The organism is Exiguobacterium sp. USCH10 (genome assembly GCF_037619445.1).
In the GTDB taxonomy this organism is placed as follows: domain Bacteria; phylum Bacillota; class Bacilli; order Exiguobacteriales; family Exiguobacteriaceae; genus Exiguobacterium; species Exiguobacterium aestuarii_A.
In genome coordinates this window covers 40,945-56,084 of the sequence record NZ_JAQPZO010000002.1, presented here as the reverse complement: position 1 = coordinate 56,084, position 15,140 = coordinate 40,945, and the positions used below count along the sequence as shown (strand labels likewise).

General features: G+C 42.7%; 19 protein-coding genes. 11 read left to right on the top strand and 8 right to left on the bottom strand.

Annotation, left to right across the window (positions count from 1 at the left end):
- Nucleotide 1: 1 nt before the first annotated feature.
- From PQI28_RS04835 to PQI28_RS04825, 3 genes are read left to right on the top strand one after another with little or no spacing between them, the layout of a single operon-like run.
- Entirely contained in the window at nt 2-1,294 is a 1,293-nt protein-coding gene (locus PQI28_RS04835) for an aminotransferase family protein (protein WP_339962665.1), read from the top strand.
- Between the two features lie 2 nt (nt 1,295-1,296).
- Nucleotides 1,297-2,046, top strand: a complete 750-nt coding sequence (locus PQI28_RS04830; RefSeq protein WP_339962664.1) for an SDR family NAD(P)-dependent oxidoreductase — start codon at nt 1,297-1,299, stop codon at nt 2,044-2,046.
- A gap of 18 nt (nt 2,047-2,064) precedes the next feature.
- Entirely contained in the window at nt 2,065-2,874 is an 810-nt protein-coding gene (locus PQI28_RS04825) for a DUF4097 family beta strand repeat-containing protein (protein ID WP_074033137.1), read from the top strand.
- A 360-nt stretch (nt 2,875-3,234) separates the two neighbouring features.
- Here PQI28_RS04825 and PQI28_RS04820 read toward each other — a convergent pair whose 3' ends face one another.
- A complete protein-coding gene (locus PQI28_RS04820) occupies nt 3,235-3,573 on the bottom strand; it encodes a DedA family protein (RefSeq protein ID WP_074033136.1) in 339 nt (112 codons plus the stop codon).
- 102 nt (nt 3,574-3,675) lie between these two features.
- Here PQI28_RS04820 and PQI28_RS04815 point away from each other — a divergent pair, with 102 nt between their 5' ends.
- The 4 genes from PQI28_RS04815 (at nt 3,676) to PQI28_RS04800 (ending at nt 6,194) form a co-directional block, all read left to right on the top strand.
- On the top strand, nt 3,676-4,020 hold the full coding sequence (locus PQI28_RS04815) for a MerR family transcriptional regulator (RefSeq protein WP_339962663.1): 345 nt from the start codon (nt 3,676-3,678) through the stop codon (nt 4,018-4,020).
- A gap of 59 nt (nt 4,021-4,079) precedes the next feature.
- The gene (locus PQI28_RS04810) at nt 4,080-4,880 is read left to right on the top strand and encodes an SAR2788 family putative toxin (RefSeq protein ID WP_445236751.1); all 801 of its coding nucleotides are present in this window, start codon (nt 4,080-4,082) and stop codon (nt 4,878-4,880) included.
- A gap of 24 nt (nt 4,881-4,904) precedes the next feature.
- Nucleotides 4,905-5,219, top strand: coding sequence for a hypothetical protein (locus tag PQI28_RS04805; RefSeq protein WP_339962662.1), 315 nt, complete (start codon nt 4,905-4,907; stop codon nt 5,217-5,219).
- 789 nt (nt 5,220-6,008) lie between these two features.
- On the top strand, nt 6,009-6,194 hold the full coding sequence (locus tag PQI28_RS04800; protein ID WP_339962661.1) for a hypothetical protein: 186 nt from the start codon (nt 6,009-6,011) through the stop codon (nt 6,192-6,194).
- Between the two features lie 377 nt (nt 6,195-6,571).
- On the opposite strand, the gene PQI28_RS04795 is transcribed toward PQI28_RS04800, so the two are convergent.
- The 6 genes from PQI28_RS04795 to PQI28_RS04770 all read right to left on the bottom strand — a co-directional run bounded on the left by PQI28_RS04795 (nt 6,572) and on the right by PQI28_RS04770 (nt 9,529).
- A complete protein-coding gene (locus PQI28_RS04795; protein ID WP_339962846.1) occupies nt 6,572-6,652 on the bottom strand; it encodes a helix-turn-helix domain-containing protein in 81 nt (26 codons plus the stop codon).
- 107 nt (nt 6,653-6,759) lie between these two features.
- Entirely contained in the window at nt 6,760-7,032 is a 273-nt protein-coding gene (locus tag PQI28_RS04790) for a recombinase family protein (protein ID WP_339962845.1), read from the bottom strand.
- Nucleotides 7,033-7,313: 281 nt separating this feature from the next.
- The gene (locus tag PQI28_RS04785; RefSeq protein ID WP_058765828.1) at nt 7,314-7,565 is read right to left on the bottom strand and encodes a YjcQ family protein; all 252 of its coding nucleotides are present in this window, start codon (nt 7,563-7,565) and stop codon (nt 7,314-7,316) included.
- 67 nt (nt 7,566-7,632) lie between these two features.
- The gene (locus PQI28_RS04780) at nt 7,633-8,388 is read right to left on the bottom strand and encodes an adenylate cyclase (protein WP_058765827.1); all 756 of its coding nucleotides are present in this window, start codon (nt 8,386-8,388) and stop codon (nt 7,633-7,635) included.
- Nucleotides 8,388-8,966 (bottom strand): hypothetical protein, encoded by a 579-nt coding sequence (locus PQI28_RS04775; protein ID WP_236355808.1) that lies wholly within the window; start codon nt 8,964-8,966, stop codon nt 8,388-8,390. Before PQI28_RS04775 ends, PQI28_RS04780 begins: the two co-directional genes overlap by 1 nt.
- Before the next feature lie 221 nt (nt 8,967-9,187).
- Nucleotides 9,188-9,529 (bottom strand): YolD-like family protein, encoded by a 342-nt coding sequence (locus tag PQI28_RS04770; RefSeq protein WP_058765825.1) that lies wholly within the window; start codon nt 9,527-9,529, stop codon nt 9,188-9,190.
- A gap of 372 nt (nt 9,530-9,901) precedes the next feature.
- Here PQI28_RS04770 and PQI28_RS04765 point away from each other — a divergent pair, with 372 nt between their 5' ends.
- From PQI28_RS04765 to PQI28_RS04755, 3 genes are all read left to right on the top strand, one after another.
- The gene (locus tag PQI28_RS04765; RefSeq protein WP_339962660.1) at nt 9,902-10,357 is read left to right on the top strand and encodes a JAB domain-containing protein; all 456 of its coding nucleotides are present in this window, start codon (nt 9,902-9,904) and stop codon (nt 10,355-10,357) included.
- A 357-nt stretch (nt 10,358-10,714) separates the two neighbouring features.
- Complete coding sequence (locus tag PQI28_RS04760) at nt 10,715-10,912, top strand: hypothetical protein (RefSeq protein ID WP_339962659.1); 198 nt, start codon at nt 10,715-10,717, stop codon at nt 10,910-10,912.
- 158 nt (nt 10,913-11,070) lie between these two features.
- Nucleotides 11,071-11,298: a hypothetical protein gene (locus PQI28_RS04755; protein WP_339962658.1), complete on the top strand. Its 228-nt coding sequence runs from the start codon at nt 11,071-11,073 to the stop codon at nt 11,296-11,298.
- Between the two features lie 226 nt (nt 11,299-11,524).
- Here the strand turns inward: PQI28_RS04755 and PQI28_RS04750 are convergent, their stop codons facing one another.
- A complete protein-coding gene (locus PQI28_RS04750) occupies nt 11,525-12,517 on the bottom strand; it encodes an Abi family protein (protein WP_339962657.1) in 993 nt (330 codons plus the stop codon).
- Between the two features lie 572 nt (nt 12,518-13,089).
- On the opposite strand from PQI28_RS04750, the gene PQI28_RS04745 reads away from it, so the two are divergent.
- Nucleotides 13,090-14,532 (top strand): caspase family protein, encoded by a 1,443-nt coding sequence (locus PQI28_RS04745; protein ID WP_339962656.1) that lies wholly within the window; start codon nt 13,090-13,092, stop codon nt 14,530-14,532.
- The last annotated feature ends 608 nt before the right edge of the window (nt 14,533-15,140 follow it).

Genomic DNA, 15,140 nt, shown 5'->3' with positions numbered 1-15,140 from the left:
CATGAATAGTCATCCGTTGATTCATCCGATTCTTCCTCAAAAGCATTACGCACAAATCATCAAAGTTAAAACTGCAGCTGGTGCGACCGTCATCGATCAGGACGGACAGTCTTATTTAGATGGTATTAGTGGGTTATGGAACACGATATTAGGTCATGGGAATAAAGAGATAGAAGGTGCAATCACTCGTCAAATGCAGACAGTCAGTTTTGTGAACCCTTGGACAAGTTGCACAGAAATCGCCTATCAACTGGCTGAACAGTTGATTGCTTTCACAAATCGACAATTTGATAAGGTGATGTATACATGTACCGGTTCAGAAGCGGTGGAACTAGCGATCAAATTGATTCGTCGTCATCATTCTGCTGCTGGTCACCATGACAAAAAGTATATAGGAGTGTTCGAAACGTCTTATCATGGCACTCATTATGGATCGATGACGGCGACGGGGATAGACAAGGCGTATTACAAACCCTATGGTCCTATGCTACAGGGCTTTGCCTATCTACCTATCCCATTTGAAGAGAAAGGGACCGTATCGAGTTCGATCAAGTCGTTAGAGGACTTCTTCACAGCATATGGAGAACGAATCGGGGGATTCATACTCGAGCCGGTTCTCGGAGTTTCTGGTGTAGTTAAGCTATCATCTCGCTATTTAAAACGATTGAAAGCATTATGTGAAGAATATGACGTGTTGCTCGTCTTTGATGAGATTAGTACGGGTTTCTATCGAACAGGACCGAAATTTGCATATGAGGACACCGACATTATCCCTGATATTTTATGTCTCTCAAAAGGGCTTAATAACGGAGTGCTGCCACTTGGAGCGGTACTCTTGAGTCAACGCGTCACACGACGAATTGGAGACGAAGATTTTATAAACCACTTCTCCACGCAAAACGCGAACCCACTTTGTTGCGCGGCGGCCGTGAAGACGATTGAGCTACTCGAGCGAGAGGATTATCAGAGCATCGTATGCGAAAAGGGAGATCATTTATTGAAAAAGCTATTGCAATGCCAAGAAGAATTTTCATTAATCAAGGCGGTTCGCGGAGAGGGAATGATGTTGGCGGTTGAACTAGATATGGATGATGATTTTGACGAGATGTTAAGCTTCTCGAATCAGTTAAAAACGAATGGACTACTTTGCTACCCCTATGCCAACAAGTATTCTACTGGCCTGATGTTACTTCCGACGTATACAATGACCTATTCCGAATTAGATCAAATCGTGTTGATCCTGTCAGACACCGTGAGGAAATACGCCACAGAACATCAACTGAGGAGTAACTGAATATGAGAAAAACTATTTTAATCACGGGAGCCGCTAGTGAGATTGGTCAAGCAATCATTCGAAGCTTTTTAGAAAAAGGTCACCTCGTTATAGCGACTGAAATTGAATCAGAACAACGGATACTACAAGAGTTCTTCGAATCACTCTCATCTCAGGATCAATCTCGGATGGTTTTCTACTCTTTAGATTTGGAAAACGATGAAGAAATACCGAAATTTGTCGATTCTTTAAACGGTACTTACGACGTAACTGATCTAGTAAATGTGGCAGGCATCAACATATTAAAAAGTTTCTTCGATTGGACGCCTAGTGATTTAAGAAAAGTGACAGAGATTAATTGGATTGGAACCTTTCTGCTTACAAAGGCCATAGCCGCACAAATGGTGAAGCGAGGAAATGTCGGGACCATTACGACCATAACGTCACAACATGGGATGGTCGCGAACAAAGAACGTGTTCCATATTGCGTCAGCAAGGCTGGTTTAATCCATTTGACCAAGGTACTTGGACTTGAGCTCGCTCCCTATGGCATTCGAGCGAATTGCATCTCTCCAACGTATGTAAAAACAGACAAGAATCATCATATCTTATTGAGTAACCGTTATATCGAGAACGAGCTGGGAAAAATTCCTCTTGAGCGTTACGCTACCCCGTCCGATGTCGCAGAGGCGGTCATGTTTCTCAGCGCGAAATCTTCAAAGATGATGACTGGTCACAATTTAGTGCTTGATGGTGGATGGACGTTACAATGACTGGAAAGGGATGATTTGATGAGAAAAAGCTTATGGGTCTTCGCAGGGATGATTTTATTGGTTTCAGGGTGCGCCTTGACTCCATCTCAAGGAACGGAAGTGAACGATCGTTATGAGTTCACGGATAATATAGAAGCAGTATCGAACATCTTGGTTGACGCTCCAAGTACGCGCGTCTTCTTTCACGCCCATGACGAAGATAAAATCGTTGTAGAATTGAAAGGAGTATTCCCTGGTACCGAGGAGGAGGTGGACCAGGCACTCTCGACACAAATGTCTGGTCGCTCTTTTCAAGTCGCCATCCAGTCCCCAATCAATAAAAAATGGATCAACGAAGATTTGGAGCTACATATCGCTGTTCCGAGCAAGACATACGGGAGCATTCAAATGAACGTAACAAGCAAACCGATGCAAATGAGTGATATTCAATCAAAAGAGCTCATCGTCAAATCGACCTCGGGAGACCATGTCCTAAAGGGGTTTACTGGGGACTCGTTCAAGTTGAAGGCGACATCGGGCAATCTTCGTCTTGAAAAATTTAATGGCAAGGGCGAAATCCAGATGACTTCCGGCGACCTACACTTGTCACTTCAGAACATGGACGACTCGATCTCTATTAAAAACACGTCGGGTGATATCTATTTACAGGTACCTCCTGAAAATCGATTCTTTTTAACAACGAACATTCGTGAGGAACGTACAAAGGTATCTACCGACTTCACGACTCAACGCTCGCAAACAAGCCCGACTCTTGAAATCAATCAACCTAGTCTTTCGAATCCCACGATTCAAGTTAAAACGAATTCTGGATGGTTGTATTTAAAATAAAATAAAACTAAGTACCACAATCCAAACTGACTTAAAATCAACATAGGGGATACAAGTCTACTTCATCGTTAAATTAAAACATCTTGTATACGTTTCGACGTCGAAACGTATACAAGATGTTTTTAGTTGTCGCTTATAAAATAGACTCAACTTTTCTTCGTAATATAAATTGAGGGCCACTGTTTTGGCTTTCATTCATCTTGCCCGCGACTTGGTCGATGATATGATCGTACTTACCATTTTGTTTATGATCAGACACGTGTCTTATTCCTCCTCGATTCAGAGATATATATAAATACTGTAACCGAATCACAAGAAAAACAAACTTTAAAGGTCATAAGAACTTAATTTTACATATTTCTATTGTTTTGTCTTGTTTCTTATCCGCACCAAAGGAATGAATACAACGGTTAGACCTAAAGTGATGAGTGCTAGAATTGCGTTTATGATATGTGAGTAAGACTCAAGACGAGCCAACCACATCTGCCATTTGGCGCTGTCATAGACCCCGATGTAGATGAGGACCGTGTTCCAAATCGAGGTCCCGAGCGTCGTCAACATCAAAAATTTAAGAAATGGCATGTTTGATATGCCGGCTGGAATCGAGATGAGACTCCGAACGACGGGGATGAACGGACCGAAGAGAAAAAGGTTCGGTTGAAGTGATGAAACGAAACATCTCGTCGGATTTAGGTTCAAGTGAAAAAAAATAAAACCATCACGTAAAACTGTACGGTTTGTATGAACCGTGCTATCCTGTTCCTAATGAAAAAAGGGGGCGGACATATTGGGAAGGACTTAATGAAGATTGGTGAACTCGCGAAACGAAGTGGTGTGTCGACACGGACGATTGATTATTATACGAATTTCGGTTTACTCGATGTTCAACGTTCAGAGAGCAATTATCGGCTATATCCGCTCTCGGCAATCCAAACAATCGAACGCATTCAACTCCTAAAGAAACAGCGACTGACAATCTCAGAAATCAAAGAGATTCTGAATCGAGAAGAAACCATCAATTCTGAGGTGTTAGCAGAGTCCGTTTTCAAAGAGTTTGAAAGCTTACAACAAAAAAATCGCGAGGTTGGAAGAACAGTTGGAAGAAGCGCCAACCCATGTGAAGCTTCAAATCAGCAAGGCGCTTAAGAATAGGATGGGAGCATTGGCTTCTCTTATTGCCTTGCTATGATTACTACCGGAGGTGAATCCCTTCTAAGGAAGAAACGACCACACAAATGGACCTAAATGAGACCGAAGCTCAGGCGAATGATTATGTGGAAGCTACTTTTGAAGATGACATTGAGATTCAAAGTGAAATGGTCGATGAAATCGCATATATTGAGACTACGATTGAATCGGATAAGGTTACTGTTGACGGTATCCTAGAACTTGATTTCGAAACAAGCGATATGACAATCGCTGTTGAACTCAAAGATGAAGATATGAATGTAGTTTCTACTTCGATGGATATTGTAATCAAAGAAATTGAAGGAGAGAATTTTACTGCGTTATTAACTGATCTTGATACTGGGGAAACTTATGAAGTCAATACTTCTGAAGTAACTGCTTCTTGGTATCCTTTGGTAGTTATTGCTATTTCTGTAGCTCGTTATGGTATTCAATATGCTATAAAAAAGTATGGAAAGAGCGCAGTCACAAAAGCAACGAGTAAATATGGAAAAAATGCCACAGCTCAATCTCTCAAAAAGCTTAACTTCGCTTCAAAGAAAAGATTCGATGGCCACTGGAAAGATCATAAAAATGAATTTCCTGGTTTAACGCAAGCTCAATATTTGACTCGCGCTCAATCATTAGCAAATACGTCAGGAAAGCACATCCTAGTGAAAAAACGTCCTGACGGAGACATAGTAAAATACAACACGAACACGAACGAGTTACTTATTCTCGATAAAAATGATGTTATTCGTACCCTATTCAAACCTAAGCATCCTAATGCGTCGAGGGGCCGTGAGTACTTTAATAATATGTCAGGCACACTTAAATAATACTTTTATTCATGAGGTGAAAAGATGAATTATATCTGTCCTGTTTGTGGTCATGATGGCTTAGAAGAATCAGCCTATAATGAATATAAGCTTCCTTCTTTTGAGATTTGTTCTTGTTGCCGGTTTCAATTTGGGGACGATGATGATGTGGAAATTACTGAGGGAGTATTCTTATCGAGAGAAGAAGCTCATGCTGTATACAGAAAAAAATGGATTAAGGATGGAGCAGAAATTTTTCAACCAGAATACTATCCTCTAGAATTCCAAGTGAATGGCCGAGTAATAAAACAACATTTAGTCAAACAGTTAAAGAACATTAATATTGATATCACTAAATAATCGGACAGAGGTCATTTTGGATTGAGAGTTTTCTAATTGATTATATAAAATAGGTTTCACTTCGATTTATGATGATCTAATCGTTAATCAATAAGTAAGGCTATGATAATCTAATGACTTTTTAGAAAAGAAACAAGCCGGTCCTTTCAAATAATTTATCACGAATTTTATTTTTCTTTTTGAAGTATAAAATTAGGTTGATCTGTATTAATTATATACAAAACAATCATCAACATATGATTCGATAGGTCTTAGAAGGAGATAAGTTTATTTCGCAGTATTGATACAAATTTGCCTTTATATTTTCTATAAAAGTTTCAACTGGACTATCATCGGTGTCCAGTTGAGGCTTTTTAAATTTTGTTGTGCGGAATCAATAAAATTTTAGGCATATTTATTAATCGAAATATTCTTAATGTTCCAATTTTTCTGAATGATTAAGAATCTTTTAATTATTGTAAAGTATTACGTGCTATATTTTATTTCGTAAAGGTGAGCTCTCCGAGGACAAACAATGCAGTCTAACGACTAGGTGCATACAGCGAATTCGACTCTCCAATCCTTCAATCCTGAGGAGTTACCTTGTGGGTTGGAAAGTTCTCACATATAAAACGTGAGAACAGCACCGAAAGCGTCTTGAATCATCGAGAGCATAATTCTTTATGCTCAAGTTTGTATCTTAGGTAACGCCCTGAGAGCTCAACGATGTAATCGGGCTCTTCCTCTCTACTCGGAGTATTGGAAGACCTATTGCTTCAATTTTTTGATTCCCTTTGAGCAGTCCCCATGATGGTCACGGCTTTGAATCAGGTTTCGGCTCTCTTTGCTGGCCTGGTGGTCTACGATCACTTCTTCTCGTGGATCAACCAGTCGTTCCTGTTCAGTCAACTCGATGAACACGACGGGTTGGTCAGAGAACTACCTTACGACATCGAAGAGAAACGCGCATGGCTAAAAGACCACGCCGACCTGTAGCGCTACACCCCGACGAACTAAAGGAGGCCATCCTTATGAAGCTGGCGCCCCGGATCGAGTTTCTCATCGCCGCAAATTTCATCATCACCGGCGTGCTTGGTTACGTCGTCGGTTCACAGCCTAGCCGCACATAGTGATTTGGTGACCCTACCAAAAAAAACGTCGGGTATTTGTTTACCATCACCCGTTTCACACAAAGTAGACCTTTCTATGCCCGTAGCACCCGATACGAAGGTCGACGTCAACCGTATCGTGCTACTTGTAAAACTCGTGACAACGAACGAGAAGATTGACGCCTTGTCTTGTATACGTTCAACTTTAGAAAGGTTTTAAAAAAACTCGAACAAGGATTGCATGGGACAGAGTTCAACTAGTAATCAATCATTTGTTGATTTTTTATATTTATAAAATGTGGATCTTGAGATACCTAAAGTCTTTGTAATATCATCTACCGTCATCTTCGCTTCATACATCATCATGGCTCTTGTCATGATTTGTTCGGCGATTGGCTTTATTCCCTCATTTTCCCACGGGCCCGTGCATCTTGGAGCCCAGCGTTCGTACGTTAGCGAATCAACTCACGCTCCATTTCTGCTAACCCAGCCATTATAGTGAATAATAGCCGACCGGCAGCTGTGTAAGTATCTACACCTAGTGTGATGATTTGAAGATTGATTCCGCGTACCTTCAAATCATCAATCAATTCAAGCAATTTCTTCGTTGTTCGACCTAGACGATCTAGCTTCCGGACGACCAGCGTATCTCCTTTACGTAAATAATCTAAACACTTTTCGAATTCTGGTCTCTTTTTGACACTGGATGCTTTCTCTTGAAAGATTTTAGTGCACCCAGCCTTTTTGAGTTCATCTAGTTTTGAATCTAAATTCTAATCAAGGGTTGATACTCGTTCATATCCAATTTTCGTCATGAAGCACCTCCATTTGTTTGTTTACTCATTAAGCATAAAAGAAAACGAACATTGATAAAAAGATAAGTTAAAAGACACTAAAGGCAAAATGAAAAGGGCTTCAAATAGCCCTTTTCATTTTGATGTGAACTAACTAACAATAATATCTTTTTAACGTTCGTTTGTAGAACACTTTCTAGAACAGTATTAATTCAATTCGTTGAAGAATTTTCTTCAAGGTAATCTATTCCTTTATCCGTGAGTGTTGCTCCCTCCATCCAAACCGCGTGTACTTTATTACCACGACCACCACGACTTGCCTTTATGTTTGCATATCCATTATCTATTATGAACGTTACTAGGTCTAACCATTGTTGTTGCTCCAGATTATAATTGCTGGGTTTTGGTTCCGATTCATTCTGGATTGCCTTTAAAACATTGTAAACTAACTCATTTCTCTTCACTTACCATCATCCTCCTATAGTTTGAATATATAAATTCGCGATATCTATCACTTTAAATATAGAAAGTTTAGTCATTCATTCCATTATTAATCCAATCATCGAATTCGACTATAATCACATTGCCATGCCAAAAAGTTCCGTACACCTTATCATTATTTTTTATCCACCAGGTCTCTGCTTCTGGTTTCCTTTGTTTTTGAATCTGAATGTAATTGTGGTAGAACGTGTGGGACATGACAACTGGCCTAATACCGTTTTTGGATCCTAAATCAGAAAGTTTAGCTGCCGTCGCCACCGCCTCACCTATCCATACCAAGTTATTAATTCCTGAATGTTTTCTTCCCGCCTTAACAGCCAGTGTTTTACTGGCGGACAATCCTATACCAGCTTTGATAGATGGAAGTCCTTTACTAGCTAATAACTTATTTAACATCTTAAGGTATGTATTAATATAGAACGCTCGATTAGCTACATCAAAGATTGTTTCTGGAGACGGGGTAGAATAAATTGCATATACACAGTCTCCACGAATCCCGATTTCTTTCAAATCTTCCTTGTCGGTATCTTGTTTTAAAATCTCGATTATTTCAGAAGTGAAACCACGAATCACTTTCGATGTCTTAACGTCGTCTCCTGCAGTAAAGAGAGTCGTTGAGTCCCTTAAGTCTACAAAGATGGCAGATGCCCAAGCTTTATAACCGTTCTCATATGTAAAATTCTCATCTTTAGGAAACTTTTTTACTTCATTAACAGCGTCGGTATTATCAAGTATTTCCTCAACTTTTCCCTTCCGCTCTTTGTAATCGTAGCCCGTGAACTTCATCAAGAGATGCCTCCTAGTTTCACTAAAATTATTCCTACTACATACATGGTCAGTATTCCTGCTACACCAATAAAAGTATATCTGATTCCTTTCTGATAAAACTTGAATTTGGCTGAACAGATTTTTGCGTTGATGTAGATTTGAGAAATCAAATCTTCAATTTCGTCTTCAAATGATTCATTGAACACTTTTTCTTTAAACTCTACATATTTTTTATCTTCTGCTGACTCGAAGTAGTACAGAGAATCATGATATGTATCCTGCCCGAAAAGATTTACTTCTTTTTTCATCGTTGGGACCAAAACTCTTATTAACAAGTACGATCCACGTACGAAAATGCCCCAAAAAAACAGGAACAACCCCAGATATAAAAAGTTTGAAAAATTAATATTTTGTATGGTACGAGAAAGGATTTGATTCAACATACCTATTGAGTGCTCTGATGTAAATATACTAAGAAATATTCCCACCCCAGCAATTACAATAGAAGCCTTTGTATCACAACTCTTAATCCAATCTAGGTGTCTGTCTAGGCGTTGTATTAAATTGTTTTTATCAATATCTAGTCGTGGGTCCAAGCTCATTCCTCTTCTCATAAAAAATAACATCTATTTCCTTATTACCAGTATACGACAAATTGAAAAAAGTAGGCCAATCCTCAGATTTAAAAAGAGAATCTTATTAGCTTGATTTTGTTATGAGACTAGATACAGGATCAAGCAACATTTTTCATGATTAAAGGAATGTCAAAAAGCGACACTAAATTTCGCGACGCAGACTTCGAACAACCGCCAGGGCGTTAGTCTATCGATTGTTCGACGTGAATGATTGCCTCGAACGGCACATGGATGATCCCGTCCCTTTGATTGGCCAGCTCGACGGTCCGCTCCATGTAGTTTGTCCGGTGCACGAATCCTCTGAATCGTTTCATCTCCCGCTCCTCCACATATTTCACCTCCACCAGATTCCCACTGAAAATTGCATCATTCAGCACGTTTTCATAGACCGATAGGACCTGTTCGTCGATATCAGGCATCTCGATCTTTTGAATTTCTTTATAGTATTTCGTCAGTAGGGCTCTGTGTTCGGGCATGAGAAATGGGATCCATTTCAGCTCACCTCGATCGCGATACATCGTCATCACAATTCTCCTTTCATATAAACGAACATTTGTTCTTATTTTATACCCGGTTTATCTCGTTTGAACAGCTCTTTTTCTTGATTGGTGTTCCATGCGTCCTGTTTCCGTACTCTAGCTCGCTGGTCGTCGGTGCAAGGGACGTCAAAAAAAATGACGCGCCCTTCGGCCCGTCTTCCTTCGCTTTTGGCTCAAAGCAAGGCTTTTCGCTCGTTGGCTACGGAAGCCTGGTCCTTCGTTTGCTCTACGCATTTTTTTGAGGCTCTCTCTGCGGTCGCCCTTGCACCGTCTCCCGACGCTCGCTGCGTTCCCGTCAACAGGACGCACAACGGTGTTCGTTCTGAGGTCAGCTTATCCGAAAGGGGACAAACTAACATGGAACTTTCGTCAATCATCGAGGTCATCCGTATCAAGCAAGAGATTCGCGAGGAAATGGTCACCCTCGAGCACGCCGTCATCCAATCACCCGACAATGCCCGACAAATCGGGGCATCCTTTATCGGGGATGATGACCGTGAAGTATTCCTTGTCATCATGCTCAACACGAAAAATCGGGTTATCGGTGTCCATCGGGCGCATGTCGGGAGCGTCAATTCGAGTGTCGTTCACCCGAGAGAAATCTTCAAATGTGCGATTCTCAATAATGCCTCGTGCATCATCGCCTGTCACCAACATCCGAGCGGGGACCCGAGCCCGAGCCGAGAGGACATCCTCGTCTCCGAACGGTTACATGAGGCGGGCGACCTCATCGGCATCCCGGTGCTCGACCATCTCATCCTCGGTGCGGACGAGTCATATGTCAGCATGAAACAGCGAGGTTACATGGGTTGAATGGAAAGGAGCGGGGCCGGGGGACCGGTCCTGGTCCGTCCGGTAAGGGCAAGGAGGAAAAACATACGTTTTTCTTTTATGAGATTTGCGACTCGCGTAGCTCTCGCCTGGATCCAGAATGCGGATCCGGGAAAAGGAATGTTTTCGCGTGGCGAAAACAAATGGTTTTGGTGAGAAGTCAAAGGCATAAAGAAGTCACGTTGCTCTGTTTTTTCATGAATGTGTATTTGCGATGTTTGGATTAATGAAAAATGAGTGCTTGTTTGGTGAAAATGTTCGTTTTTCCTATATAAGCCGAGATGTTGAGAGGTCAGATTCAAGGTATTGTTGAGCTATCAACAGGAGAGGATGATTCAAATGAGTCACACATTGGATCAGCAAACGATTGAAGAGACGAAAGAGGTATTGCTTAGAAGACTTCCTGAACGGATGGACATCGATCCTGGGGTATTTGAGTTAGTAAGCATGGATCTCCTTTGTGAGGTGAGAGAAGGGGAACGATTGAAACAGATGACGGTCTTCTTCAATACGAACACGCTTCAAGTACATAACTGATTGTTTCAAAGTGTATACATGTATACTTGTCGATGGGTATACATGTATACATTTATTTTTCTCACGTGAGTCTTTAACGAGGCGTGAATCATATAAGTATCGGGAATTGGTATATAAAAACTGAAAGGGGTGAGGCGTGATGGACGAGCGGCTACTTGATGACTATGCGTTCGCGGGGATTGGATCCGTTCGTCCGAGCCGTGTTCTCGGAACTGATGGAACACCCCGAGTGGATGCGTGTCGTCGACAGGGAACATTGCGTCGAGAAAGTCGTCCGGTTCGATGAAGGACGGAACTCGCCTTACTTCCGTGTGGTGATCTATCTGGATGCAGAAGAGCATCCAATCAAGAAAGTGTATCTATACGGTGCATGGGAGAAAGAATGATGATCCGGGCTCATGCGTGAGCGTCTAACGCCTCGAGGCGAAGTCGCTCATCGCACCGCTGCCCCCCTGACGGTCCGATAACAAGAGCTGCTGGCTTCACCGCCGCATCTCTATGTTCCTGGCCCTTTCTGACGGGAGGCACGGAGCGTAAGGTAAAGTCAAAATCAAGAGCGGGAGCGCGTCTGGCGACGCGCGACGAAAACCCGCGAGAGGTCGCGGGTTCAGGTCAATGCTGTCGAATATGGCTCCACTCTTGATAGAGCTGGTCCGGGATGTTCATCTGCCTTAACAGCAACGTCTTGTGTCGGGGGAATCGCATCAGGTAATCGTCGATCTCTGACGTGACGGCGTGAAGGAACCCATCCTGGATGCCCCGGTCTCTCAAATAAGACAACGCGATAATGAAACTCAAGACATCACTTTGGCCACGGTCATGTTTTTGATAGGCGGAGTGTGTCACACCAAAGCGGGTATGGACCGGAGAGTAGCTCAGGCGCTTTCGCACACGGTGATTGTAAACACGTCCTCCATGGGCAGCCCAATTTCGGAAGGCGACGAGGATATCGAATGTCTCGGCGAAAGCTTGTTTGGTCTGATCAGTGATCAATTCTGGATTCATGCCTGTCGCCCGTGCGATGACTTTTGTCTTTGATTCCGGCAACATCAGTTTGAACAGGTATTGAAGGTTCCCAAAGCTCAGTCCCTTCACCAGGATCCAAGGGGGCATGTCCTGATAGGTCTCCCGATAATAGGCCATCGGTTGATGCGTCGAATAATAAACCTCGGAGAAGATCTGCAACAATAATTCCCGCTCAAATTTCCCTTTGGCGCGCCCACGAATTATCTTTTTCCCCTGTTGATAGTTTCTGTTATGTTGATAGTCCTTGACGGAATGACCGTGATTCTCGGCAAGCACGTAGGCTATGACTGAACGTAACAGGTTCTCCGCGGAAAGTGTCGCCGACAGCATCGCGAAACGGATGGTGTTATCAAGTTCATACAGGTAATAGATTTCCGAGAAGGTTGTCCCGGATTCGAATTGCTCTTCTTCACTGTCTATGTTGATGAACAAGTCTTTGTAGCCATTGATGATTTCGTAGTAGCTCGTTCGAATCAAGGCCTCTTCTGCGAACATCGGATCATCGATTACCAGACCGCGCTCTTGTAGCAATTTCAGTTGATCGGTCGTTGACTTGAAGACCTTTTCCGGTTTTGACATGTTTGTGCTCCTTCATAGGCAGTATATGATTAGTATAAAATAAACGGCCCCTTACCGAAAGGTAAGGGGCCGTTGTTGGCTGGTCAGTCCAGCCTGCTCATTGATTACTTATACTATATTCGACCGGTACCAATATGTCAATGACAACGCTAAACATAATAGCACAGATTCAGCGAACAAGTAAAGAACTTTTTAACTAAATATAGATGATAAGGGTGGATTATGGTAGAGATAAGACTATATGTAGTATCTATTCGGCAAGTGAGAAAATTATGTTTGTGTTCGATCGTCACATCATTATGTAGTCAAACTCTGTAGGTAAGGCTCCCTGACGGGGAAGAAAAAATAGATTTTCTTCAGGTAACGTTGACTTACCAATAACATGTTCCAGCGGACAGTTACTTGATCATAAGATGGCCTTGGATGCATGACGGATTAACTAAATAAGCAATAGTGAACAGGTTATTTTGTATAACAAATAGCGCAATAAGAAGTTGCCTTTGCCTCGTTGTGGGAGCGTGGTATATTGTATAATACAATATATGTAAATACTAGAGAGGCAGGGGGTAAGTTTGTACAAAGCGCTATTAATCGCAGTCAACGAACAACGGAATCATGAGATAACGGCTCTTCCGAACACCTTTAACGATGTCAGCGAAATCAATCGATTGTTGACGGAGACGCCGGCCATCTTCCGACAATCCGATGTGCAGATTCTGAGTGGAAACTTGACGACCAAGTCGATATTAACACATACATTGAGAAGCTTTTTTGAGGAGGCGTCCCCAGAGGACGTCTTGTTCCTCTATTGGGCGGGGCATGGGGGATTCAGCGAGACCAATGCGTATTTCCTGCCGTACGATGCAGATCGTCATGCTATCAGAGACACGAGCATCAATATGTCCGACGTCCGGGATCATATCGACCGAACGCCGGCGCGCACGGTCTTGAGCTTTTTTGACACATGCCATAGCGGTGCGGTCATGCGATCAATCGACAGTCTGATGGACAGAGGGCTTGAAATCAAAGGATCTGGGAAGTTTGTCATCGCAGCGTGCACGGAAGATCAGTCGGCCTGGGATCGTGATGGACACGGCGCCTTCACCGATCATTTGATCCGTGGTCTGGAAGGTGGGGCGACGAATCCGAGCGGGGAAGTCGATATCTACAACCTCTATTCGTATGTCAGTCAGGCACTATCTAACGAGTTCCCAAATCAACATCCTATCATGAAGGGTACGCTCTCCGGTCCACCCGTCGTCATCAAGAATGTGAAGACAAGAGAGGCCGGATCGAATCTGTCACCGGCACCACTCTTTGAAGGTGGACAGCGAGTGGTCGACAATTCTGGAGACTGGTTTCTACTAGGACGTGTCCACGCACGCTACTTCTCCTATCGCTACAATCGTTCCGACAAGTCATACATTTTGATTTTGAAGGCCAAACTCAACTCAAAAGGAATCGAGGAGATACTCAAGCAGATGTGGAGAACGGAGCAATCGCTCGCGATTGAGGACTCGGCTGAATTTGTGCGTGTGGACGAAGTGGATGTCGAAGTGGTTGGGGGCGAAAAAACAATCAATCTCAAGCTGGTCTCCAGTGAAAATAAGCATGGGAATCCTATGTTTGATAACGCTTCGTTCAATGGCATCACACCTGATGAAATTGCCAAACTGAGAATCGACCACTATCTGTTCAACAAAGAAGTGCCAAACCATATAAAAATCAATCATTCAGCGTCAATTATTTATGGGACCTCATTCGACTATGAAGTGTCCGAGCGATTGATTCCGGACCTCATCGATCATCATGTACCGCTGGAATGTATCAGGCTTCACCTCATCGCGGTGCTCGTCTTTAAATCTATCGTGGCTGAGGTGAGTTCTTTAAATTTGTATATCGAAGATCACGCCATCACCCGAATCACCCTTCAAGGAAGACGTCCCCGCGTCTATACAAATGTCACGCCGTCAACCATCACGGTGGACCAACCTGTACATTTTTCATTGAAATGATTGTAAAGACAAGAAGACGCAGAGCAAGTAAGCATAATCAGGAGAATCGAGATGAAGCATGCTTGCCGGATGCTTTTTTAATTAAGAACACCGATGGATGAAAAGATGACGAAGAATGCAATGGTGTTTGTAAGCTTATACGATATGTCCAAACATGTGGTCAGCCAAGGCGAATCGGAGAGCCGTGAGTCTCAACAGTGAAATACGTTTCAAAGTCAGGTGTTACCACCGTATAAAAATTGCAGGATGAAGCAGGACAAAAAAACGCATCCTTCGATTTTACGAGGATGCGTTTAATCAATGTGATTCTATTTGACCGTCGAATAAGTATGATTACTCTCCGACCATGCCATCTCCGTCATTGTCTTGCATATAAGGATACAGCCAATGGCCACTTCTGATTGGCATGCTGAATCCGGAATCTTTGACTTTTTGAATCGTCTTATCGACCAAACGGATGGTCTCCCGGAACTCGACGGATACGTCCCATGCCACGACATGAATGGTAGGATGTGAGCGAAACCAGGCAGAGACGGTGTTAACATCCCGAGAGGAAAGCAAGGCAATCGGCCGTCTGGTCTCAAGGTCGCAGGTGATTGTCCCGTACT